Source organism: Thermococcus peptonophilus (assembly GCF_001592435.1).
GTDB classification, from domain to species: Archaea; Methanobacteriota_B; Thermococci; order Thermococcales; family Thermococcaceae; genus Thermococcus; species Thermococcus peptonophilus.
Window position 1 is genome coordinate 606,071 of sequence record NZ_CP014750.1, and the last position, 20,925, is coordinate 626,995.

The window sequence follows — 20,925 nt, forward strand, 5'->3', positions numbered from 1 at the left end:
TAATAGTCAAACGGAGGTGCCGCTCATGGGATGGTTTGAAAAGTACTTCGAGTTCGAAAAGTACGGAACTGATATGAAAACCGAGATCCTGGCTGGAGTCACGACGTTCCTCACGATGGCGTACATACTCTTCGTGAACCCAGCGATACTCAGCGATGCCATTGGAAAGGAAGCCTTTAACTCACTCGTCGCCGTGACGGCTCTCGCCGCGGGGTTCACGACTATCCTTATGGGCATCTACGCCAAGAAGCCCTTTGCCCTCGCACCCGGAATGGGTCTAAACGCGTACTTCGCCTATACGGTTGCTCCAAAGTACGGCTGGAAGGTAGCGCTGGCGGCGGTCTTCGTTGAGGGCCTGATATTCATCGTCCTCAGCGTCACCAAGGTCAGAAGCGCAATAATTCACGCTATACCAACCGGACAGAAGTACGCGATAGGTGCTGGAATCGGGCTTTTCCTTACGCTCATCGGCCTGAACGACGTTGGTCTCCTCACAGCCAAGGTCGTGGCGCCCAAGGGGAGCGAGTTCGTAATAGACGGGCAGATAAACCTCATAGGAAAGCTGGCATTTACCGGACTTAACGCCCAGGTTCTAACGACCAAAGCTGGCCTCTTGTTTATCTTTGGATTACTCTTCACGGGAATCCTCCTCGCACTCCGCATCAAGGGTGCTCTCCTCATCTCGATACTCACGACGAGCTTCCTCGGATGGGTAACAGGAGCGGCCCCCTGGCCAAAGAGCCTCTTCTCGATGCCAGACATAAGCTACACCTTCATGAAGATGGATCTTCACGGCCTTCTCAACGCTGGAGCCCTGGGCGCAGTCTTTGCGTTCTTCATGGTGGACTTCTTTGACACCCTGGGAACCGTGACCGGGCTTAGCGCTAAGGCGGGCTTCCTGACCAAGGACGGAAAGGTGCCCGATGCGGAGAAGGTTCTCCTGACAGACGCCATAGGAACGACCTTCGGTGCAGTCTTGGGAACCTCAACAGTGACCACTTACATCGAAAGCGCCGCTGGGATAGAAGAGGGTGGAAGGACTGGAATGACAGCCCTCGTTACAGGCTTCCTCTTCCTCGCGATAGGCCTCTTCATAGCTCCCCTCGCTGGAGCCATCCCGTCCTTTGCAACAGCCCCTGCCCTCGTCATAGTCGGCTACTACATGTTAACAGCACTCAAAGAAGTTGACTTTAGCGACCCAACTGAGGCACTCCCAGCGTTCCTCGTCCTTGTGACGATACCCTACACCTACTCAATAGCGGACGGGGTTGGAGTTGGATTCATCAGCTACACCGTTCTCAAGGTCTTCAGTGGCCGCTGGAGGGAGGTTCACCCGCTGATGTACATCCTGGCCCTGGTCTTTGTCGCGTACTTCGCGTACCTCGGCGGCGTGTTTTAATCAGCTTTTTTCTGACCCTTCTTTTATTTCAAAAACGAGAAGAAAAGTCAGAAGAGCTCAGAGCTGGAACTGCTCAACGTTCTGGCGGAGTGCCCTGGCAATTTCGCGCAACTTCCTGGCCTCTTCTGTTAGGGTCTCTATCTCGGCCCTCTGCTCCTGCATGGCGGAGCTTACCTCTTCGGCACTGGCGGTCGTTTCCTCGGCACTGGCTGCGAGATTCTCCAGAGCCTTCAGGGCTTTCTCTACCTCTTCCCTCGTCCTCTCAGCCTGCTCCTTAACCTCCGAGACCCTAGAACCGACTGAGCTTATCATCTCAGCGATGTGACCGAGGTATCCCAGGCTTTCCTGGAGGCCCTGAGTTGACCTCGAAACTGTATTAACTCCCCTCTGCGTCTCCTCAACGGCCTTTTGAACCTTCTCCTCCATCTCTGCAATGATTCTGTTTATAGTCTCGGCAGCCTGCTTGCTGTCTTCAGCCAGACTGCGTATCTCCTGGGCGACTACCGCGAATCCCTTCCCAGCCTCACCCGCGCGGGCAGCCTCAATAGCCGCATTCAAGGCAAGCAGGTTGGTCTGCTCGGCAATGCCGCTGATGGCCTGGGTTATCTCACCGATCTTCCTGCTCATCTCACTGACCGCCTTAACGGCCTCGTCTATGAAGTGCATTGAGCGCTTTATGCTCTCGACATCTTTAAGGGCCAGCTCTCCCTTGTTCCTGCCCTCCTCCGCTATTCTGATGACCTCCCCCACGGCACTCTCAAACTCGTTCATGGTATCCACTGTCTCCTCTGTTATAGAGGAGACCACGCGCATGCCTTCGGTTATCTCGTTGATGTTTTCCTGCTCCCTCTGGGCCTCGATGCTCACCTGTTCCACTGCCTCGCCAACCTGATCCATTGAATGCCCGACGTTCTCCGCGATTTTTGCTAGTGCATCCGCCTGTCTGTCCAGCTCAAGCCCTATTTCCCTGATGTTTCCGATGAGCGCTCTCATCTTTGCGGAGGTCTCCCTGAGTGCGAGGATTATGTTCTGAAGGTCACCACGCGCGTTTTCATCGAGGGCATAGTTCAGCCTGCCTTCAGCCATGTCCTGCAGGCGGGCTATGACGCCGTTCAGCGTGCCTATAACATCCTTTGATATTGCCTCAAAGGCCGTGAGGAGCTTTCCTATCTCGTCGTCCCTATACGGGTAGTCGATAGAAGACACATGGCGCTTTGCTTCTTCAAGCCTGCCTTCTGCAATAAGCTCTGCGGCGGTTGTGAGCTTCTCTATCGGCTTAAGGGAGTCACGCAGATACTTGATATTAAGGAGGGCCAGGACTATGCCGACTGCTAACGACGTGAGGAGACCCAGGATAAGACTCTTCGATGCCTCCTTCCTAGCCCTGTCCAGGGCGTTTAGTAGGGAGGCCATCATTTCCTCCTTTGGCACAACTGAGACTATTATCCATCCAGACACATCACTCCTAGAAAATGCGACTAACATATCCCTTCCATTCAACGTGGCTTCAAAAACGCCTCTATCACTCCCGCTTAGTGCCTTGGAAAGCTCAGAATACGAAGGATCCTCAAAAATGTTAAGCTTTCCAACAAGGCTTTTATTGGGGTGTATTATTACGGTTCCATTCGAACTAACAGCAAATGAATAACCACTCTCACCGAGTTTAGCGTTTAATATCTCATCTTCCACGGAAGAAACGTCAATATCAACCCCAAGGACACCCTTCACTTTCCCTCCGTACTTAATCGGGACAATGTAGCTGACGATTGTTTTGTTTGTTATCATGTCCCTATAAGGATCCATCCAGAAGGGCCCTTCTTCCACAGCCCTCCGATACCAACTGGTTTTTGTTGCGTTGAATTCCTCCGGAAGCTCCGCTGGAGGAACGATCTTTAACCGTCCCCTAAAATCAGCATAGTAAACGTTTATTATCTTGTCATCAGAATTTTTAAGATCCTGAAGGACTTTTTCAACGTAGTTCCAGAACGTTGGACTATCCGTATATCCCGGGATATACAGATCAACCGAGTATTCCTTCGCTATGGACTTAGCATAGGAGTGTGACAGCATACTGAGGGCATACAACACCCTATCAATCTCCTTTGAATTCTTCTCACTCTCCAGTAATGCCGTGTGCTCTGCTTGGTCTACCAGTGCCGGTCGCATGGTTTCCTCCACGGTACTCCCCATCCGGCTGATCGCCCTAACTTGGAGAACGGCCATTATGAGCATTATTACTGTGAGAGTTCCAATGATTGATAGGTAAATCCTCTGTCTAAACCTCAACAATAATCCCCCCTCAACAAGGAATTACTAATCAATTCATATTACTTTCCAATGATTTTTAAGAGATTTGTGTATGTACTTGTGTAGGTTTCAACGGCTGGGGAGGACCCACCAAAAGCTCAAAGTGGACTAACTAACTTTTTAAGGCAACCTTCAAACTTAGGCCGGTGAGAGAAGATGGTTGTGAAAGACTGTCCGGAGTGTCACGGAACGGGTAAGGTAAAAGTTGGCGAGAAGGAGTGCCCCGTGTGTGAGGGCTGGGGATACGTTCCGGCTGACTTTAAGATTGGAGATAAGCTCAAGGGTTACAGGAACCTGGATCACCTTGGAGTTGAGGATGAAGTTGATGAGATACCCTGTCCGGAGTGCCACGGGAAGGGTACTGTTCCAGTTTACGACACCTGCCCGACCTGCGGGGGAACTGGGAAGGTTCTAGCCTGTGACATCTGTGGAAAGATAAAAGAGCCATGGGAACCCGGTATGGAGACCACGTGGGTCTGTCCTGATTGCCTGAGGAAATACAAGGTCGTTTACATCCTCGACAAGACCTGCGACTATGAGGACGTTGAGGTTGGTAGCCTGTACAAGGGTACGATTGACAGGGTTGAGCGCTTCGGTGTCTTCGTCAAGCTCAATCCCCACGTTACCGGCCTCATCAAGAGGAAAGACCTCCTCGGTGGAAGGGAGTACAAGCCCGGCGACGAGATAGTCGTGCAGGTTCTTGACGTGAGGCCGGACAAGAGGGAAGTTGACCTAATTGAATCAGCGCTCAAGCACTACAAGACGGTCGTTGTTAGGAAGGAGCTTCCGGTCACTCCGATAGCAGAGCTGAACAAGGACATGGCCGGAAAGACCGTCAGGATACAGGGAAGGGTCACCCAGGTTCAGGTAACCGGCGGGCCGACAGTCTTCACGATAACCGACGGAACAGGAATAACCTGGGTAGCGGCCTTTGAGGCTCCCGGAGTCAGGGCTTACCCGAACATCAACGTCGGTGACATAGTCGAGGTCATCGGTAAGGTTGCCTTCCACTCGGGCGAGATACAGATCGAAGCCAGCGACATGGCGAGGCTCTGGGGCCCGGATGCAGCGAGGGTGAAGCAACAGATAGAGGCCGAGCTCGACAGGAGGGCACAACCGGAAGACGTTGGCTTTCTGGTAGAGAGCGAGGTTCTCGAAAAGCTCAAGCCGAGGATAATGAGGGCTGCCTTCATGATAAGGAGGGCCATTCTGGAAGGCAGGCCCATACTCCTGAGACATCACGCCGATGCCGATGGCTATACATCCGGCCTGGCCCTTGAGTACGCTATAGTCCCGCTCATCGAGAAGATATCACCAGACCCGCAGGCGAGGTGGAAGCTCTTCAAGAGGAGGCCGAGCAGGGCACCCTTCTACGAGCTGGAGGATGTGCTCAAGGACATCATATTCATGATCGAAGACCACGAGAAGTTCGGTGACCCGCTTCCGCTGGTTGTTATAGTTGACAACGGCGGAACGAGTGAGGACATTCCGGCATACAAGCGCATTCGCGCCTACGGCGTCCCGATAGTGGTCATAGACCACCACGACCCTCGCGAGTGGGTGAGCGAGGACAAAGCCAAGGTTGACGACTACGTTGACGTCCACGTCAACCCGCACCACGTCAAGCGCGGCTACTACGAGCTAACCGCGGGAATGCTAGCTACCGAGGTAGCGAGGTTCATCAACCCTGAAGTCGAGGACAAGATAAAACACCTTCCAGCAATAGCTGGAACGGGCGACAGGAGCAAGGCCCCAGAGTTCTACCAGTACCTCGAGATAGCGAAGAAGGCGAAGGGCCTCAACGAGGAAGACCTGGAGAAGATAGCCGAGGTCATCGACCACGAGGCCTACTTCTGGAAGTTCATGGACGGGCACGGAATAATAGACGAGATACTCCTCCTCACCGGCAACCTTCAGAGGCACCGCGAGCTGATCAATGCCATCTATCCGGAGGTCAAGGAGAAGCAGGAGAAGGCGCTGAGGGCTTCCCTGCCGCACGTTAAGAGCGTCGTCCTGCCGAACGGCATAAGGTTCAACACGATAGATGTGGAGCTGTTTGCACCGAAGTTCAGCTATCCGTCTCCAGGCAAGCTCTCCGGCCTCATCCACGACCACTTCAAGGAGAAGTACGGTGAGGACTCGCCGATACTGACCTTGGCATACGGCCCGGACTTCGCGGTTGTCAGGGCCAGCGACGGCATGGCAGCCTACGGCTTCGACCTCAACGAGATAATTCCAAGGCTCCAGGAGAAGCTTCCGTCAGCCGGAATCGAGGGCGGCGGTCACAGCTACGCTGGCTCGATAAAGTTCTTCGAGGGCATGAGGAAAGAAGTCCTCGAGGAGTTCGCCAAGGAAGTCGTGAAGCTGAAGAAGATTTCCTGATGCCCCTTTTCTTTCCCGGGTTTTGTTCCTGCAAACGTTTTTAACCTTCAGGACAACCCAGAGATGGTGACAGTTATGAGGGGAGACCTGATAAGGATTCTGAGCTCTGTTGAAGAGAAGGCAAACGAGCTGAAGCTGGAGGGTTTTGAGCCCGATGTAGTTCTCGTTGGCAAGGAAGCCTACGAGTTCATAAAGGAACAGGTAAACGAGGAGTTTGGTGGGGACGAAGAAGTTCTTGAGCTCTCCGGCCTCAGGGTGAGAATCCTTGAGGAGCTCGGGGGAGATGCGGTCGTCGTTGACACCAAGGCCCTTGGATACGCTCCAGCCGCGAGGCGCTTCAGGGTTGTTCAATAACTCCCCACGCCTTTCCGTCCACAACTTTGATTTTCAGGCCCGCGAGGGCTAAAACGCTGAGCGAAGCCGCCATGATGTCGGCGAGGCTTCCAGGATTCCTCAGGTCACCTTTTTCCCTGAGAAAGGCGTCGAACTCATCAACGCTGAGCCCTCCCTTGAGAACCTCCCGGGCTTTTTCCATCACGAGCTCCGCTTCTTCCTTACCGGCTTTCCTGACTATGAGGGTGTCTTCCCTGCTTGCCAGAAGTTCGAGGAAGGCCCTGACGGCAGCATCTTCAAGAGGGTACTCTTTTATGAGCTGGAATAGTCTCTCAGCGGTCGAGTACGTGAGCTCGTAGCCGGTGAGCCACTCACAGAAGACAAGCTCCCTCTCACAGCTTATCTCAGCGAGCTTCCACAGGTTTATTCCGTCCCTGAAGAGCTCCTCAAATGAGTCGTCAGAATAGACATCGTACTTGACCTCACCGGGTATTCCCTTCGGGTTGGCCGTCCTGATTGCCCGGTAAAGCTCCATTGTGTCTCTAACCGTTGAGGACCGGATGAGATCGCGGGCCTTTTCTCCAGCCTCCAGGGGGTTCTTCGAAAGGGAAGCGCCCATGGCCAGAGGTATTCCCAGTACGAGAACTCCAAAGTTAGGGTTGGCGTCCTGGACTTCCTTCGACGCTATCACCGCCCGTTTTATCAGACTCCCAATACCAGCCTCAGACGGGAAGAGCTCGCCCCTCCTGACCAGCTCCGCAGTCCTCACGGCCTCATGGTAAACACTCACAACAGCGGTGTTGGCAAATATGAAGTTGTAGAGGGTAAGGTCGCTGAAGTCGCGGTAGCGGTTCACGTTGCCGGGCTTTGGAAGGGCCGCCTCCAGCAGGGGGCCAAGCAGAAACGCCCTCACTATCTTCCAGCGCTCCATTCACACCACCAGGTACAGGATTAGATAGATTATGTAGAGCACTAAGACGGCTTTCCTGAGGGTCCTTCTGGTAAGCATGTACAGGCCGAGGGCCAGCAGGGTCACTCCCCAGAAGGCGTTCTTTATGTAGGACGCGTAAGCCCTCAGCGGCTCGAGTACTGCCGGCTGAAACTCCTTCAGAAGGAGCAGAAGCCCAAGGAAAATGAAGATGTATCCAAGCGTCCTCATATCACTCACCCTCCTTAAGGAGCACTACGCCGATTACCAGCAGGACAACTGCAAGGAGTGTCTTGAAGCCTACCACAGGGAGCACTCTAAAGGCGGAATCCACCAGAAGGATAGCTCCAAGCAGTATCAGGACAAGGGCAACTATTCTGGACGTGCTGTCCTCGTGAACCACTGCATCCAAGCTCTCCCCAGCTTCCTTTATGACGTCTTCGAGCTTCTTGCCGAGGTCAGTGCCCTCTTCCTCAGAGCTCTCTTCGGGCATCACCAGAGCCGCAAGCAGGTAAGCCAGCGTCATAACGCCTGGATTAACCGCGAAGAGAACGACGAAGATAAGCCTGACAATAGTCGGGTCCACTTCTAGGTACTCGGCTATCCCCCCGAGGACTCCAAGGAAAATCCTATTCTTTTTTGATCTCACGAGCTTCTTCTTCATACTCTCACCAATGATAAAAAGGAGCGAAGCTTAAAAATCATTGCCCAACCACAACGTCGGATATCCTCACGAGAACCGGCCTCCTTTTTGCGAAGCTGGTGATCGTGAATAATCACAACCGCGACCGGACTCGAAGACAACTGCAAGGATGACACCTACAATAAAAGGGAGAACTCCACCACGTCTGAGCATGCTTTCACCCATTCAATATAGCCAATACATCGTATAAAGCTTACGCTTTTGAAAAGTTATAAAGGCACCAACTGTTGCCCTCAGTCAGCCCCAAGTTGAATAACACAGAACAAAAAAGAGGAGAGGTAATCACTTCAAAAGCCTGATGAACTCCCTCATCCAGGCGTACAGGTCCCCTGGATGCCTTGAGCTGACCCAGTTTCCGTCAACGACGACCTCTGCATCAATCCACTCGGCGCCAGCGTTCTTCACGTCGTCCCTGATGGTTACCGTGCTCGTGCCCTTCCTCCCCTCCAACACGCCGGCGGAAATGAGTATCTGCGGCCCGTGGCAGATGCTTGCAACTGGCTTTCCGTCCTCGAACATCTTCTTCGTTATTGCGACGGCCTTCTCGTTCAGCCTGACGATCTCCGGTGCCCTTCCTCCCGGGAGAACCAGCGCGTCGAACTCGTCTGGATCAACCTCGTCAAAGGCAAGGTCAACGTTGACCGTGTAGCCATGCTTGCCCGTTATCTTGCCCCTCCGGAAGCTGGCGACGTAGACTTCATGGCCCTCTTCCTTGATCCTGTGGAGGGGATATATCAGCTCAAGGTCTTCAAAACCGTCAGCACTCAGAATCAAGACCTTCATCTCAATCACCTCCATAACATTCAGATAAAGATTGAAACTCGACATTTATAACCCTTGCTGGACAGAAATGGTGAACACGCAAAATACCGTAAAAAGAAAGTTCAGAGCGGCAGTTCGGTGGTCTCCTTGTGAACCTTGAGGACGACCATCGTGTGCGTTGCTTCAACACCTTCAATGCTACCCATCTTGTCCAGGAACTCGTTGAGCTCTGAGCTACTCCTAGTCCTGATTTTCACTATCATGTCGTAGTCACCGGTGGTCTCATAGACCTCACATATCTCGGGATACTTCTTAAGCTGGTCAGCGACGTGGCCGTACATCCCAGCTTTGGCCTTTATGAGAATGAACGCGAGTATGTTGAAACCGAGAGCATTTGGATCCAGAATGACCGTGAACTTCTTTATTATTCCCTTCTCCTTGAGCTTCTTTATGCGCTCATATATTGTGGACTCGGCAAGTCCCACTTCCTTTGATATTTCTCGAAGGGGAGTTCTGCTGTTCTTCTGGAGAATCATGAGGATTTTCTTATCAACTTCGTCAAGACCTCCTCTAGCCATAAACATCACCACCATGGAAAATTTTCGGAAGAGCTTATAAATCTGCCGACTATAGGATACCATACGTTTATAAAAACCCGTTCGTCTTTGCGGACGGGGGTGACAGGGAATGCCAACGAACGTAACAGCGGAATACCTTGCCGCGGAAGAGGAGTACAGGAACGCCAAGACCATTCCAGAGAAGATCCGCGCCCTGGAAAAGATGTACGCCACAGTCCCGAAGCACAAGGGTACGGAAAAGCTTAGACTCCAGATCAAGAGGAAACTCGCAGAGCTCAGGAAGGAACTTGAAAAACAGAGGCAGATGCGCAAGGGCGGTGGCGGCCCCTCAATGGCCGTAAGGAAGGAAGGTGCGGCACAGATAGTCCTGGCCGGTCTTCCAAACGTCGGTAAAAGCTCCCTGATGAGGGCGCTGACGAACGTGGATGCCGACGTTGCCGACTACGCCTTCACGACAGTGGAGCCGATTCCGGGAATGATGCACCACAAGGACGTTCAGATACAGCTGGTCGAAGTCCCTGGACTGGTGGAGGGTGCAGCACTCGGAAAGGGAATGGGCCCCCAGCTGTTGAGCGTTATCAGGAATGCCGATGCGATAGCCATCGTTGTTGACCTTTCCCAAGACCCAGTTAAACAGATGGAGATTCTCCTGAGGGAGTTCGAGAGGGCAGGCATCAAGGTGAACAAGAAGAAGCCAAAGGTGGAGATAAAGAGGACGGCCAGCGGCGGTATCGTCATCAACGGCCAGGAGAACATAAAGGGCGACATCCAGGAAGTCATGAAGATGCTCAGGGAGGAGAGGATACACTCGGCGGAGATAACCGTTAAGGAACCTGTGACCCTCGAAGAATTTGCTGACGCGCTCGATGAGAGTCTCGTCTGGAGAAGGGCAATCATCATAGCGAACAAGGGCGATGCTCCGGGGAGCAAGGAGAACTACGAAAAGCTCGTCAAGGCCTACGGCGACCGCTTCAAAATAGTGCCGGTCTCAGCGAGGAGAAAGATCAACCTCGACAATCTCAAGGACGAGCTTTACGAGCTGGCTGGGATTATCAGAGTTTTTACCAAGAGTCCCGGAGAAGAGCCCGCTTATCCGCCAGTGGCGCTCAAGAAGGGCTCAACTGTCATGGATCTGGCTGAGAGGATTCACAAGGACTTCGCCAAGAACTTCCGCTACGCGAGGGTCTGGGGCAAGAGCGTCAAGTTCCCCGGTCAGCGCGTTGGGGCCGACCATGTGCTCGAGGACGGGGACATAGTGGAGATACACGCGAGGTAGTGTTGGCTATTATTTTGGATCTTCTCTCCCAAATTCCTTCTAGAAGGCGATTCTAAAAGGAACCAAGAACTTAAGCAAACCCAATGGGGCTGTCGTCCCGTGCGTTGGAGCTCCGCTTTAACGTCATTCAGGAAGCTTTTAGAAAAAGATTTCACCAAAAGGTTGAATGTCTTCGTGAGATTTGCTGAGAATTAAGGATTCTTCTAGTTCACGAGCGGAGTAATGTGGGTTTTCTTCTTTTTAACGCTCTTCGAGCGTTATATTGCGAGCAAACCTCTTGAAAATTGCTAATTAGTAATGAGAATTACTGAAAAGCAGGGCACTCAAAAGGACATTCCCTCTTTGATGAAACTTTTGCCCTTCAAGCTTTTTGGAAAAGCTTGACCAAAAGTGTCTCCTTCTTCTCGAACTTTCCTTATTGATGAGTGTATGCTCTACCAGAAAGCAAGTTCACGCGGGTTTACTCCCAAAATCTCTCGTTAATAATGATTTCAAACTTTCTTTTAGCGCTCTTCGAGCGCTATACTGTGAGAAAATCCTGTAAATCTAGCAACTCGATAAGTAAACCCACTTAAAAATAGCTTGTTAGAATCGCATACTAGCTTTCCACCAGCGCTTTCGCAAGAAAGGACTGTTATGGTGGGCCCGCGGGGATTCGAACCCCGGACCTCCGCCGTGTGAGGGCGGCGTCATAACCAGTCTAGACCACGGGCCCGCCCGAAGTAGTGAAAGGGTGGGAAAATATAAAGCTTTCGCTAAACTTCCTCAAGAATCTCTTCCGGTGCTCCAGCGAACTCTACCAGGTATTCTGCCTCAACTATGTGGAGCCTGCCCGGGACGATGAGGACGTGGGGCTGTCTTCCGAAGTCCTCCTTTATAAGCTCCCTGACGTAGCCAGCCCTCAGAGTTGGCTCAAGCGAGCCGGCCCTCGCTAAGACGACGACAAGGGTCTCAGGGGTGAACACTCCTTCACCTTTCATTTCCTCGACCTTGAGAAGTATCTCCATCGCTTCATTGGCCGTCATGTAGCGGTTCTGATCCGCTTTTATGTCGAGGAACAGGAGCGTGTGGAGGCCCCTCTCTTTGTTCTCCTTTATCACGTCGTAGTGGCTCGTCGGGAACCAGTTTTTCTCGGGATATGCGACGGTAGCGCTCTTCCCAAACTTGTATATCTGCAGGCCGGTGATCGCCACTGCGGAGTAGATGCTTGGAGCGTGGATGATGTAGCTCTCAACACCCGCTTTCTTGGCCCTTATCCTGAGGTCCGAGTGTGTTGTTGCCACCATAGGGTCTCCAGCGGTCAAAAACGCAACGTCCTTCTCCTTAGCCTCAGGGAGGACTATCCTCTCGAAGTTCAGCTCAACATCCTCCCTGGTAAGCCGAATTATTGGCTTACCGATGAGCTCCTCAATTTTCTCAAGGGTGGTACCCGCTAAAAGGGAGGTGTAGAACTCCGCGAAGACCTTGTCACATTTTCTCGCGGTTTCCAGCCCCTTGAGCGTAATGTCCTTTTCATCGTAAAGGCCCAGCCCAATGAAGTACAGCGCCATTTCCATCACCATCTCAAAGGTGCTCCTAAAACTTTTAAGTTTTGGGAAAACTACTTAAAGGTTTTTGGCAAACCTAAAACCAGGTGGTTAACGTGGAAGTAACGAAGAGAGAGGAAGAGTATCTCGAGACAATGTACATTCTCCACAAGAACAAAGGCGTTATCCGCGTCAAGGACATAGCAAAAGCCCTGAACGTCAAGCCTCCTAGCGTCGTTGATGCCCTTAAAAAGCTGGCCGAAAAGGGCCTCATTGAATATGAAAAGTACGACAGAATACTTCTGACCGAAAAGGGAAAGGAAATCGCTGAAAAAACGTACTCCAAGCACATCTTCCTCACGAAGTTCTTTACGGACATACTCGGGATACCCCCGGAGATTGCCGAGCAGGACGCGTGCCAGTTTGAGCACTACGTAAGCGAGATAACCGTTAGAAGAATGCGCGAGTTCGCCGAGTTCATCCAGGAGCAGTGTCCCTACGTCCTGAAGCAGTTCCTGAAGGAGAAGCTCGAAGAAGCCGAGCCGGAAGAAGGGTCTTAGTTGTCCAACTGGTTTTTTGACTTTGCCCATCCACTATTCTTTTAACCCCTTTATGTCAATCACCGTACGCGATGATGAGTGAATCCAATGCTGAGGGGATGATGAGCCCCGAACCTGAGCAAGAGGTGATTGAACTGGAGAAGCTGTCCCAAAAGATAGACGGCATCAGCAGGCAACTTCAGGCCATTAAAGAGGCTGATGAAAAGAAAAACGAGCCGGACACCCTCGGGTGGGACGACATCACTCAGGAAATCATAGGGGCTGTGACCTTTGCACTCCCATTCCTTTTCACAGGTGAGCTCTGGGACGTTGCCAAGGCGATTTCCCCTGAAAGAGCCATTGTGATATTTCTGCTTACCCTGGGCATCGCGTATCTGTTCCTCGTGAAGTCTCGGCTCGGGAATATGAAGAGGGAGGAGCTGTTCCACCTGCCAAAGAGGCTTATAAGCGTGTCCGTTATCTCGTACACTATTTCGGCGCTTCTCATCTACCTTTACGATATAAACGGCGTCGCCCACTTCACACCCGTCCAGTACCTGAACGCGACGGTCATAGTGAGCGCGTTCGCAGTTATCGGTGCAATAGCTGTTGACATGGTGAAGTGAATGAGGGTTGTTACTGGAAAGGAATGGGAGCAGTTTGGAGATGCGGTCCTATTTCCCGAGTATGGAAAGAACAGGGAAGACCTCTTAAAGTTCGTTGATTCCCTTTCGGGCGAAGAGACGGTGGTAACATCGAGCCTTGAGGTTATCGACCTTCTCGCTGAACGCTTCAGGAAAAGCAAAGAGAACATCCTCGTTTACTCGGACACCATGAAAAGCCTGACTCTCAAAGAGGTCTATGAACTCAGGAAGTATCTTGACTTTGACGTCCGCGGTGGTTTTTCTGGAGAAGATGCTCCGGTCTCGGTTCTCTTCGTTGAAGGAAAGACAGACTCCAAGTTCTTCAAGGCAGCCATGAAGAAGCTCTTTGAATTCAGAGAATCCAGAACCGCGCCAAGGAATCTGAAGTTCATTGAGAAGGTCTTTGAGCGCGACAACTTTGACCTCCTCCATAAGGATGGAAAGTACGTTGCCGTAATCCCAAGCGAGGGGAATTCAGGGGTCATAAGAAACCTGGGCAACTTCCTAAGGGCCATGGACGTTTTTGGCTTCGGCGTTGAGAGAATAGGGGTTGCCATTGACGTCGATGAGGACAGGGAAGCGGCTATGGCATCAATAACCGGGAAGCTGGCGTCGTTTAATCCAAGAAAAGCCGGGGAGTTTTACCTGGTCGGGAACACGTTCATCGTGCCACTCATAATAGGCCTCCCCTTTGAGGACGAGCTTATTGACTGGAAGAAGCCGACGGTTGAGGATTTGATGCTTCACCTCATAAGCGCGGAGGGCCTTCTTGAGAAGCTCCGGCCTGCCCTTAGGGCTTTCGAGGAGAGCCTCGGCAGGAAACTCAAGCCAAAGGATGTCATGTATCTGGCCCTCTCCGCTTACGGGCACTGGGGCAACCTTGAGGGCTTTTACGAGCTCTTCGTGATGCGCTCCCGCCACAGAAACATCAAGGACGTGCTCAGGAGGGCAGGGCTCATGGAGGGCCTGCGCTTTCTCGCCTTTGCCGAGCGCTGAGTTTTTAACTCCCTTTCCCATCTCCAAGTGGTGGTGTTCATGAAGCTGGTCTCATTTGACGTCTGGAACACACTTCTCGATATGAACGCAATGCTCGACGCTTTCTCCGCCGAGCTCTCAAACCTCATGGGAACGTGCATCGTCGACGTTGTGGAGGCCATAATGCTGACGAGGGCGAGGATAAAGGGAATGAGGGCCCGGGGCGAAGGTGACCCAAAAAGGGCGCTTGAGGAGAGCCAGGAAATGCTCGCGGAAATTCTTGGCGTGGACATTGAGGTTATAAGGAGGGCCGCGGCGAGGGCCACACTAAACCTCGGTGACCTCGTCCTACCCGGGGCGGAGGGTGCCCTCAAGGACGCCAAGAGGCGCGGTCTGAAGGTTACTGTGACGGGCAACGTTATGTTCTGGCCTGGTTCCTATACGAGACTGCTCCTCGAGAGGTTCGGCCTCATGAGGTACATAGACCGGACGTTCTTCGCGGATGAGGTTGGGGCCTTCAAGCCGCTCCCAGAGATGTTTAGAAAGCCTCTGGAGGTCTTCGGCGTTGAGCCGGAAGAGGCCCTTCACGTCGGCGACACCTATGCGGAGGACTTTGAAGGAGCTCTGAGGGTTGGCATGTGGGGGGCGTGGATAAACCCCGAGGCTAAAGGCGTCAGGAGAATCTCCGAGAGGGGCTTTGAGATACCCTCAATTGGTGAGCTGCCCGAAGTCCTTGATACGTTAACGGGGGATATGGGAAAAGCTTATAAATCGACTGGGCAACGCTCACCAGAGGTTTAAAAACCCACCTTTCTTGGAGGTGTTCGCAGTGGAGATGAAGTTCGAGGTACCCGTATGCACCTCATGCGGAAAGGAGATAACCCCAAGGGAACACGCCACTCACTTCGTTTGCCCGAACTGCGGTGAGGCAATCATATGGCGCTGCGAAAGCTGCAGGGTACTCAGCGTGCCCTACAAGTGTCCCAAGTGCGGCTGGGAAGGGCCGTGAATTAGGAGGTGAAAGGAAATGTCCGACTACAACCTTGTTGGTGTCATAAAAGTCATGCCGACCGACCCGGACGTCAACCTCGACGAGCTCGAGGAGAAGCTCAAGGCGGTCATCCCTGAGAAGTACGGCCTTGCCAAGGTCGAGAGGGAGCCGATAGCCTTCGGACTCGTCGCCCTCAAGTTCTACATCCTCGGAAGGGACGAGGAAGGCTACTCCTTCGACGAAGTTGCAGACATCTTCAGGCAGGTCGAGAACGTCGAGTCGGCTGAAGTCGAGACCGTTTCGAGGATCTGAGGGCTCCGCCCTCTTTTGCTAATTATCTGCACGGAAAGTTCCCGCATTTTCTCTCCCCTGTTAACTCGTAGCTTTTCCCGTCGAGGCTGTCCATTATTAGTTTTTTTCCGTTTTCCTCGTACACCCAGAAGACCTTGTAGGCAAGCTCTTCTCTCACTATCTCAATCCTTGGCAACCACCACGAGATAACTCGCGAGTTTCCCCAGGTTATTGCGCTCTCGAAGGCCTTCATCCTCGCTTCCTCTTCAGTAACGAGAGGCTTCATAACGTTTTTCTCGTCAACTTCCCATTCCTCAAGGTCTATAAAGTCGTCTCCCCTCTCGGCACCGAGGCGGTAGAGGTCTATGTACGCGTAATAGTCAAAGACCCTGTCCTTCATGCCCAGCCTCTTGTAGAAGAGCCTGAGGTGGTATATCCTGTAGGGGTAGAGAACGAAGCTTTCAGCGACCTCCGGTTTAAAGATCGGCCTCATAACCTTAACTTTGATCCCGTCCATATTCTAACACCCTTTTGCAAGTCCTGAGATTTCCTTACACCAAACGTTTCAAACGATAGGTTTATAATTTTTTAGCCATACATGTACAATGCTGGTCTCCAACCAGCATATGCATTCAGAGGTGATGAATATGGGGCTGGGCGCCGAAGGCTGGGCATTGCTTCTGGTTCCAACGATTTTGGGTTTTTTGGTGATGGTTCTTTACGGCTACTGGGACAAAATAACTGGCAAGGAGTACTACGTCGACGCGGACATTCTGGCATACGACGAGGATCTCATTGAAGAGCTAAAGAAGGAGGGTAAGGCATGAACGGGCAGATACTAATAGGCTTCCTGTTCTATCTGGCCCTCCTCGCTTACATAGGCTGGTGGGCCAACAGGTACACCAAAACAGAAGACCAGTACTTCGTTGGCGGTAGGAAGGTCCACGTTTTGGCGGCCACCCTCTCGGACAAGGCAAGCGACTTCTCCGGCTGGCTGATGCTTGGATATCCCGGAAGCGCGTTTAAGGCAGGCCTTGGAGCCTTCTGGGCGGGAATAGGCTGTCTCTTCGGTACTCTCGCTGACTACGTTCTTATCGGTCCGAGGCTCAGAATCTACGCAGGTAAATTTAGAGCAATAACCGTCCCGGACTACCTGGAGGCCAGGCTCAAGGACACCACCAAGCTCATAAGAATACTCAGCGCGCTGATCATCATAGTCTTCATGACCGCTTACGTTGCCGCCCAGTTCGCGGCCGGCGGAAAGACCTTCGCCGAGGGCTTCGGTATAAGCGACAACGCGGGTATAATCCTGACGGTCATAATCATGACGGCCTACGTTATCACCGGCGGCTTCTTCGCTGTTGTCTGGACAGACGTTGTGCAGGCCCTCTTCATGCTTCTGACCCTCATCGTGGTCCCGTTCCTCGCCTTAGCTAAGATAGGCGGCCTCGACAAGGCGACCCAGGTAATAGCCTCCGCAGACCCCAACAAGCTCCACCCCTTCGGCGGCGCAACCGGCTGGGCCGCGATAATCTTTGCCATAGGCTATGCCTCCTGGATAGTCGGCTACCTCGGCCAGCCGCACATAGTCACCCGTTACATGAGCGTTGAGGACCCGAGGAAGCTCAGGAGGCCGGGTATCTTCATCAGCGGCATCTGGACAACCATAGTCCTCTGGGGAGCCTTCTTCGCCGGATTCCTTGGCTTCGCAATGTATCAAGCAGGAATACTCCAGGTCAGCGACCCGGAGAAGGTTATACCCGCTATGGCTGTTGAGCTCATGCCCGGCTGGATAGCGGGCTTCGTCATAGCGGGCATAATCTCAGCGGTTATGAGCACCGCAGATTCACAGCTTCTCGTCGCTTCCTCGGCGATAGCGAGGGACTTCTACCACAAGGTTCTCGGCAAGGAACTCGGCAAGAAGCAGATGGTCAACATCTCCAGGGTCGTTGTTGCCGTCGTTGCACTTGTCGGCCTCTGGTTCGCAATAAGTGGCCCGAAGGTCATCTACCAGATGGTCGCAACGGCCTGGGGTGGACTCGCTGTCGGCTTCGGCCCGATACTCACGCTGAGCCTCTGGTGGAAGCGCGTCACGAAAGAAGGAGGAATCGTCGGAATGGCCTACGGTCTCATCAGCGAGGTCATCTTCGAGGCCAAGATATACGGCTGGGCCTTCAACCCGGACGCTCCGGGCTTCTTCGGCACCCTCGGAAGCTGGTTCAACGGCGTCCCGGTGTTCTTCATTAACTTCTTCATAACACTATTCATCATAATAATCGTCAGCCTCTTCACCAAGCCGCCCGAGGACATCGTGAGGCTTCACGAGGAGCTCTTCAGGAAAGTACCCATCGAGACAGGAGAGAAAACGGTGATGGAGACCCGGGCTAAGAGCCAGGCCGAGAACGTCGCGGACTTCCTGATTGAGAAGGGCCTTGCCTGACTTCTCGTCTCTTTTTAACTTTCGGTTCACAACCTTAGGGTTTATAAGCATCGGTGTCCATCTTTATCCGCATGTACAGAAGCGGGGTGGAAGCATGAGACCGCTCGATTTGACAGAAAAAGACCCTTCTAAGAAAATCACGATCTACCTTGACGGAAAGCCCTACGAGGCCTATGAGGGCGAAAAGTTTCCGGTGGCAATGCTTGCCAATGGGGTTTACTGGCTCACGACGAGCACAGAAGGAAGGCATAGGGGGGCCTTCACCTTCGGCCCCGTTCCCGTTACCGTGAACGGGATCAAAAACGTCAACGGGAGGAAGCTCAAGCTCAAGGACGGCATGAGGATTGAGAGGCAGCGCTACGATGAGTTTCAGGAGCAGGTTGAAATAGACGACGGGAAGCCCGTTCTCCGCTACGTCGTGGACGTTGCAGTCATCGGAGCCGGCCCTGCAGGGCTCGGCGTCGTTGAGGAAATCGGCGGAAAGCTCACCGTTGCCCTCATCGAGGAGAAGGGCTGGCTTGGCGGCGACATGTGGCTCAAGGGAGTTGAGCAGGAGGAGTTTGGAAACCCGAGGGAAGCGATAGAAAGGCTCACTAACTTCCCTGAGAACGTCAGGGTTTTCCTCAAGACGGCAGCACTGGGCATCTATGACAAGGGCGAATACCTTCTCGTCCCAGCCGTTAGGAACGACCAGCTCATAGAGTTCATGGCAAAGCGCGTTGTCCTTGCAACGGGAGCGGTTGACAGCATAATGCTCTTCGAGAACAACGACTGGCCTGGCGTTTTCAGAAGGGCGGATGCGCTGGAAGTAATCAACGTCTGGGGAGTCGCTCCCGGAAGGAAGGTCGCCGTCACGGGGGCTTTCCCAGAGGAGATTACAGCCGAATTGGAGCGCTGGGGCATTGAGTACATCGTTGTCCCCAACGTCAGGCGCGTCGAGGGCGAAGACAGAGTTGAGCGCGTCATAGACGAGAACGGCAACGTCTACGAGGTTGATGCACTGATAATGGCCAATGGAAGGATTCCTGACATCAACCCGATCACCCAGGCCGGAGGAAAGCTCCGCTTCAAGCGCGGCTACTACATGCCGGTTCTCGACGACGAGCACAGGATAAGGGACGGGATATACGTAGCAGGAAGCGCGGTCAGCATAAAGCCGCACTACGCGAACTACCTCGAAGGAAAGCTCGTTGGGGCGTACCTCCTGAGGGAGTTCGGCCACGAGAGCGAGCCCTGTATCTACGAGGAGAGGCTGAAGGAGTACGAGCCGATAGCGAGGCCGGTTCCGAAGCTCCCGCTCGATAACTTCAACGGCGAGGACGTCCAGATATGCGGCTGTGGTGTCACCCTCGGGAAGGTTGACGACGTCGTCAGGAGCGGCATAACAGATCTGCAGATCATCAAGAGGCTCACTCACCTGGCCATGGGCTTCTGTCAGGGACGCTTCTGCCTCTTCAACGGCGCTCTGCTGGTCTCTCAGAGGAGCGGAATGGGAATGGACAGGCTCGACATACCGGTCGCGAGGCCGCCCATAAAGAACGTCAAGATGAAGGTTGTCGCGGGGAGGGAGTGAAGATGCCGACGAGGGAGCTTCCCAAGAAGAGTGAGATAACGATAATAGGCGGTGGAATAGTCGGCGTCACCATCGCCCACGAATTAGCCAAGCGCGGTGAGGAAGTTACGGTGATAGAGAAGCGCTTCATCGGTTCAGGCTCCACCTTCCGCTGTGGAACGGGGATAAGGCAGCAGTTCAACGACGAAGCGAACGTCCAAGTCATGAAGCGCTCCGTCGAGCTCTGGAAGAAGTACAGCGAAGAATACGGCTTCCCGTTCCAGCAGACGGGCTACCTCTTCCTCCTCTACGACGACGATGAAGTCGAGACCTTCAAGAGGAACATAGCGATACAGAACAAGTTCGGCGTCCCAACAAGGCTCATAACTCCTGAGGAAGCGAAGGAGATAGTTCCTCTCCTCGACATAAGCGAGGTTGTCGCCGCTTCCTGGAACCCGACCGACGGAAAGGCCAGCCCGTTCCACTCGACGGCGAAGTTCGCCCTCCACGCCGAAGAGTTCGGGGCAAAGCTCGTTGAATACACCGAGGTCAAGGACTTCATAATCGAGAACGGTGAGATAAAAGGGCTAAAGACGAGCAGGGGGACGATAAAGACGGGAATAGTGGTCAATGCCACCAACGCCTGGGCCAAGCTCACCAACGCGATGGCGGGTATAAGGACGAAGATACCCATAGAACCCTACAAGCACCAGGCGGTTATAACCCAGCCCATAAAGAAGGGCTCTGTTAAGCCGATGGTCATCTCGTTCAGGTACGGACATGCTTACCTCACCCAGACGGCACACGGCGGGATAATAGGCGGTGTCGGCTACGAGGAAGGCCCGACCTACGACCTCAACCCGACCTACGAGTTCCTCCGCGAGGTGAGCTACTACTTCACCAAGATAATTCCCGCCCTAAGGGAACTCCTCATCCTGAGGACTTGGGCCGGTTATTACGCCAAGACACCCGACAGCAACCCGGCGATAGGCAAAATCGAGGAGCTGAGCGACTACTACATAGCGGCTGGCTTCAGTGGGCACGGATTCATGATGGCTCCGGCTGTGGCGGAGATGGTAGCTGATCTCATTACAAAGGGCAGGACAGATTTGCCGGCCTGGTGGTACGACCCGTACCGCTTCGAGAGGGGAGAGCTAAGGGGCAAGGCCCTGCAGATGGGCTGATTTCCATTTTCAGTTCTCTTTTTCACCTCCAACGGCAAATCTCAGTTATAACATCTACCTCTTCTCAGTAAACCAAAGGTGGAAAACCTTTTTATGAAAAAATCCTCATAAACAG

Annotated in this window: 22 protein-coding genes and 1 tRNA gene; 14 read left to right on the forward strand and 9 right to left on the reverse strand. The window is 53.1% G+C overall.

Translation table 11 applies throughout. The features are described 5' to 3' along the window. Nucleotides 1–25: 25 nt before the first annotated feature. Entirely contained in the window at nucleotides 26–1,399 is a 1,374-nt protein-coding gene (locus A0127_RS03170; RefSeq protein WP_062387873.1) for an NCS2 family permease, read from the forward strand. A gap of 57 nt (nucleotides 1,400–1,456) precedes the next feature. On the opposite strand, the gene A0127_RS03175 is transcribed toward A0127_RS03170, so the two are convergent. Next, nucleotides 1,457–3,685, reverse strand: a complete 2,229-nt coding sequence (locus A0127_RS03175; RefSeq protein WP_062387876.1) for a methyl-accepting chemotaxis protein — start codon at nucleotides 3,683–3,685, stop codon at nucleotides 1,457–1,459. A gap of 177 nt (nucleotides 3,686–3,862) precedes the next feature. On the opposite strand from A0127_RS03175, the gene A0127_RS03180 reads away from it, so the two are divergent. Together A0127_RS03180 and A0127_RS03185 are read left to right on the forward strand one after the other, a co-directional pair. After that, on the forward strand, nucleotides 3,863–6,088 hold the full coding sequence (locus A0127_RS03180; RefSeq protein ID WP_062387877.1) for a DHH family phosphoesterase: 2,226 nt from the start codon (nucleotides 3,863–3,865) through the stop codon (nucleotides 6,086–6,088). A gap of 75 nt (nucleotides 6,089–6,163) precedes the next feature. After that, on the forward strand, nucleotides 6,164–6,442 hold the full coding sequence (locus A0127_RS03185; protein WP_062387880.1) for a family 4A encapsulin nanocompartment shell protein: 279 nt from the start codon (nucleotides 6,164–6,166) through the stop codon (nucleotides 6,440–6,442). Here A0127_RS03185 and A0127_RS03190 read toward each other — a convergent pair. The 5 genes from A0127_RS03190 to A0127_RS03210 all read right to left on the reverse strand — a co-directional run bounded on the left by A0127_RS03190 (nucleotide 6,426) and on the right by A0127_RS03210 (nucleotide 9,392). Then, the gene (locus tag A0127_RS03190) at nucleotides 6,426–7,352 is read right to left on the reverse strand and encodes a triphosphoribosyl-dephospho-CoA synthase (protein WP_062387883.1); all 927 of its coding nucleotides are present in this window, start codon (nucleotides 7,350–7,352) and stop codon (nucleotides 6,426–6,428) included. The genes A0127_RS03185 and A0127_RS03190 overlap by 17 nt on opposite strands. Further along, complete coding sequence (locus A0127_RS03195; protein WP_062387884.1) at nucleotides 7,353–7,580, reverse strand: hypothetical protein; 228 nt, start codon at nucleotides 7,578–7,580, stop codon at nucleotides 7,353–7,355. A gap of 1 nt (nucleotide 7,581) precedes the next feature. Then, the gene (locus A0127_RS03200; protein WP_062387886.1) at nucleotides 7,582–8,013 is read right to left on the reverse strand and encodes a PspC domain-containing protein; all 432 of its coding nucleotides are present in this window, start codon (nucleotides 8,011–8,013) and stop codon (nucleotides 7,582–7,584) included. 321 nt (nucleotides 8,014–8,334) lie between these two features. Continuing rightward, complete coding sequence (pfpI, locus tag A0127_RS03205) at nucleotides 8,335–8,835, reverse strand: deglycase PfpI (protein WP_062387888.1); 501 nt, start codon at nucleotides 8,833–8,835, stop codon at nucleotides 8,335–8,337. A 101-nt stretch (nucleotides 8,836–8,936) separates the two neighbouring features. After that, the gene (locus A0127_RS03210) at nucleotides 8,937–9,392 is read right to left on the reverse strand and encodes an Lrp/AsnC family transcriptional regulator (protein ID WP_062387889.1); all 456 of its coding nucleotides are present in this window, start codon (nucleotides 9,390–9,392) and stop codon (nucleotides 8,937–8,939) included. A gap of 109 nt (nucleotides 9,393–9,501) precedes the next feature. Here A0127_RS03210 and A0127_RS03215 point away from each other — a divergent pair, with 109 nt between their 5' ends. Continuing rightward, the gene (locus tag A0127_RS03215; RefSeq protein ID WP_062387891.1) at nucleotides 9,502–10,668 is read left to right on the forward strand and encodes an OBG GTPase family GTP-binding protein; all 1,167 of its coding nucleotides are present in this window, start codon (nucleotides 9,502–9,504) and stop codon (nucleotides 10,666–10,668) included. A 637-nt stretch (nucleotides 10,669–11,305) separates the two neighbouring features. Here A0127_RS03215 and A0127_RS03220 read toward each other — a convergent pair. Then, nucleotides 11,306–11,383, reverse strand: a tRNA-Val gene (locus A0127_RS03220). A 40-nt stretch (nucleotides 11,384–11,423) separates the two neighbouring features. Further along, nucleotides 11,424–12,218, reverse strand: a complete 795-nt coding sequence (dph5, locus tag A0127_RS03225; RefSeq protein WP_062387895.1) for a diphthine synthase — start codon at nucleotides 12,216–12,218, stop codon at nucleotides 11,424–11,426. A gap of 92 nt (nucleotides 12,219–12,310) precedes the next feature. On the opposite strand from dph5, the gene A0127_RS03230 reads away from it, so the two are divergent. The 6 genes from A0127_RS03230 to A0127_RS03255 all read left to right on the forward strand — a co-directional run bounded on the left by A0127_RS03230 (nucleotide 12,311) and on the right by A0127_RS03255 (nucleotide 15,655). Further along, nucleotides 12,311–12,754 (forward strand): metal-dependent transcriptional regulator, encoded by a 444-nt coding sequence (locus tag A0127_RS03230; protein ID WP_062387897.1) that lies wholly within the window; start codon nucleotides 12,311–12,313, stop codon nucleotides 12,752–12,754. A 98-nt stretch (nucleotides 12,755–12,852) separates the two neighbouring features. After that, entirely contained in the window at nucleotides 12,853–13,359 is a 507-nt protein-coding gene (locus A0127_RS03235; RefSeq protein WP_062387900.1) for a DUF2391 family protein, read from the forward strand. Next, nucleotides 13,360–14,373, forward strand: coding sequence for a DUF3226 domain-containing protein (locus A0127_RS03240; RefSeq protein ID WP_062387902.1), 1,014 nt, complete (start codon nucleotides 13,360–13,362; stop codon nucleotides 14,371–14,373). Between the two features lie 39 nt (nucleotides 14,374–14,412). Continuing rightward, a complete protein-coding gene (locus A0127_RS03245) occupies nucleotides 14,413–15,153 on the forward strand; it encodes an HAD family hydrolase (protein ID WP_062387905.1) in 741 nt (246 codons plus the stop codon). A gap of 34 nt (nucleotides 15,154–15,187) precedes the next feature. Next, complete coding sequence (locus A0127_RS03250) at nucleotides 15,188–15,361, forward strand: zinc finger domain-containing protein (RefSeq protein WP_173254068.1); 174 nt, start codon at nucleotides 15,188–15,190, stop codon at nucleotides 15,359–15,361. Nucleotides 15,362–15,379: 18 nt separating this feature from the next. After that, a complete protein-coding gene (locus A0127_RS03255) occupies nucleotides 15,380–15,655 on the forward strand; it encodes an elongation factor 1-beta (protein WP_054840969.1) in 276 nt (91 codons plus the stop codon). 22 nt (nucleotides 15,656–15,677) lie between these two features. Here A0127_RS03255 and A0127_RS03260 read toward each other — a convergent pair whose 3' ends face one another. After that, a complete protein-coding gene (locus A0127_RS03260) occupies nucleotides 15,678–16,151 on the reverse strand; it encodes a beta/alpha barrel domain-containing protein (protein WP_062387908.1) in 474 nt (157 codons plus the stop codon). Nucleotides 16,152–16,275: 124 nt separating this feature from the next. Between A0127_RS03260 and A0127_RS03265 the strand changes: the two genes are divergently transcribed. The 4 genes from A0127_RS03265 to A0127_RS03280 all read left to right on the forward strand — a co-directional run bounded on the left by A0127_RS03265 (nucleotide 16,276) and on the right by A0127_RS03280 (nucleotide 20,810). Then, the gene (locus A0127_RS03265; protein WP_231855798.1) at nucleotides 16,276–16,461 is read left to right on the forward strand and encodes a hypothetical protein; all 186 of its coding nucleotides are present in this window, start codon (nucleotides 16,276–16,278) and stop codon (nucleotides 16,459–16,461) included. Continuing rightward, nucleotides 16,458–18,074 carry a sodium/proline symporter gene (locus tag A0127_RS03270; RefSeq protein ID WP_062387911.1) on the forward strand — a complete coding sequence of 539 codons (1,617 nt, stop codon included), beginning with the start codon at nucleotides 16,458–16,460 and terminating at the stop codon, nucleotides 18,072–18,074. The genes A0127_RS03265 and A0127_RS03270 overlap by 4 nt, the downstream gene beginning before the upstream one ends. A 94-nt stretch (nucleotides 18,075–18,168) precedes the next feature. After that, nucleotides 18,169–19,647 (forward strand): FAD-dependent oxidoreductase, encoded by a 1,479-nt coding sequence (locus A0127_RS03275; protein ID WP_062387913.1) that lies wholly within the window; start codon nucleotides 18,169–18,171, stop codon nucleotides 19,645–19,647. 2 nt (nucleotides 19,648–19,649) lie between these two features. Beyond that, on the forward strand, nucleotides 19,650–20,810 hold the full coding sequence (locus A0127_RS03280) for an NAD(P)/FAD-dependent oxidoreductase (RefSeq protein WP_062387916.1): 1,161 nt from the start codon (nucleotides 19,650–19,652) through the stop codon (nucleotides 20,808–20,810). The last annotated feature ends 115 nt before the right edge of the window (nucleotides 20,811–20,925 follow it).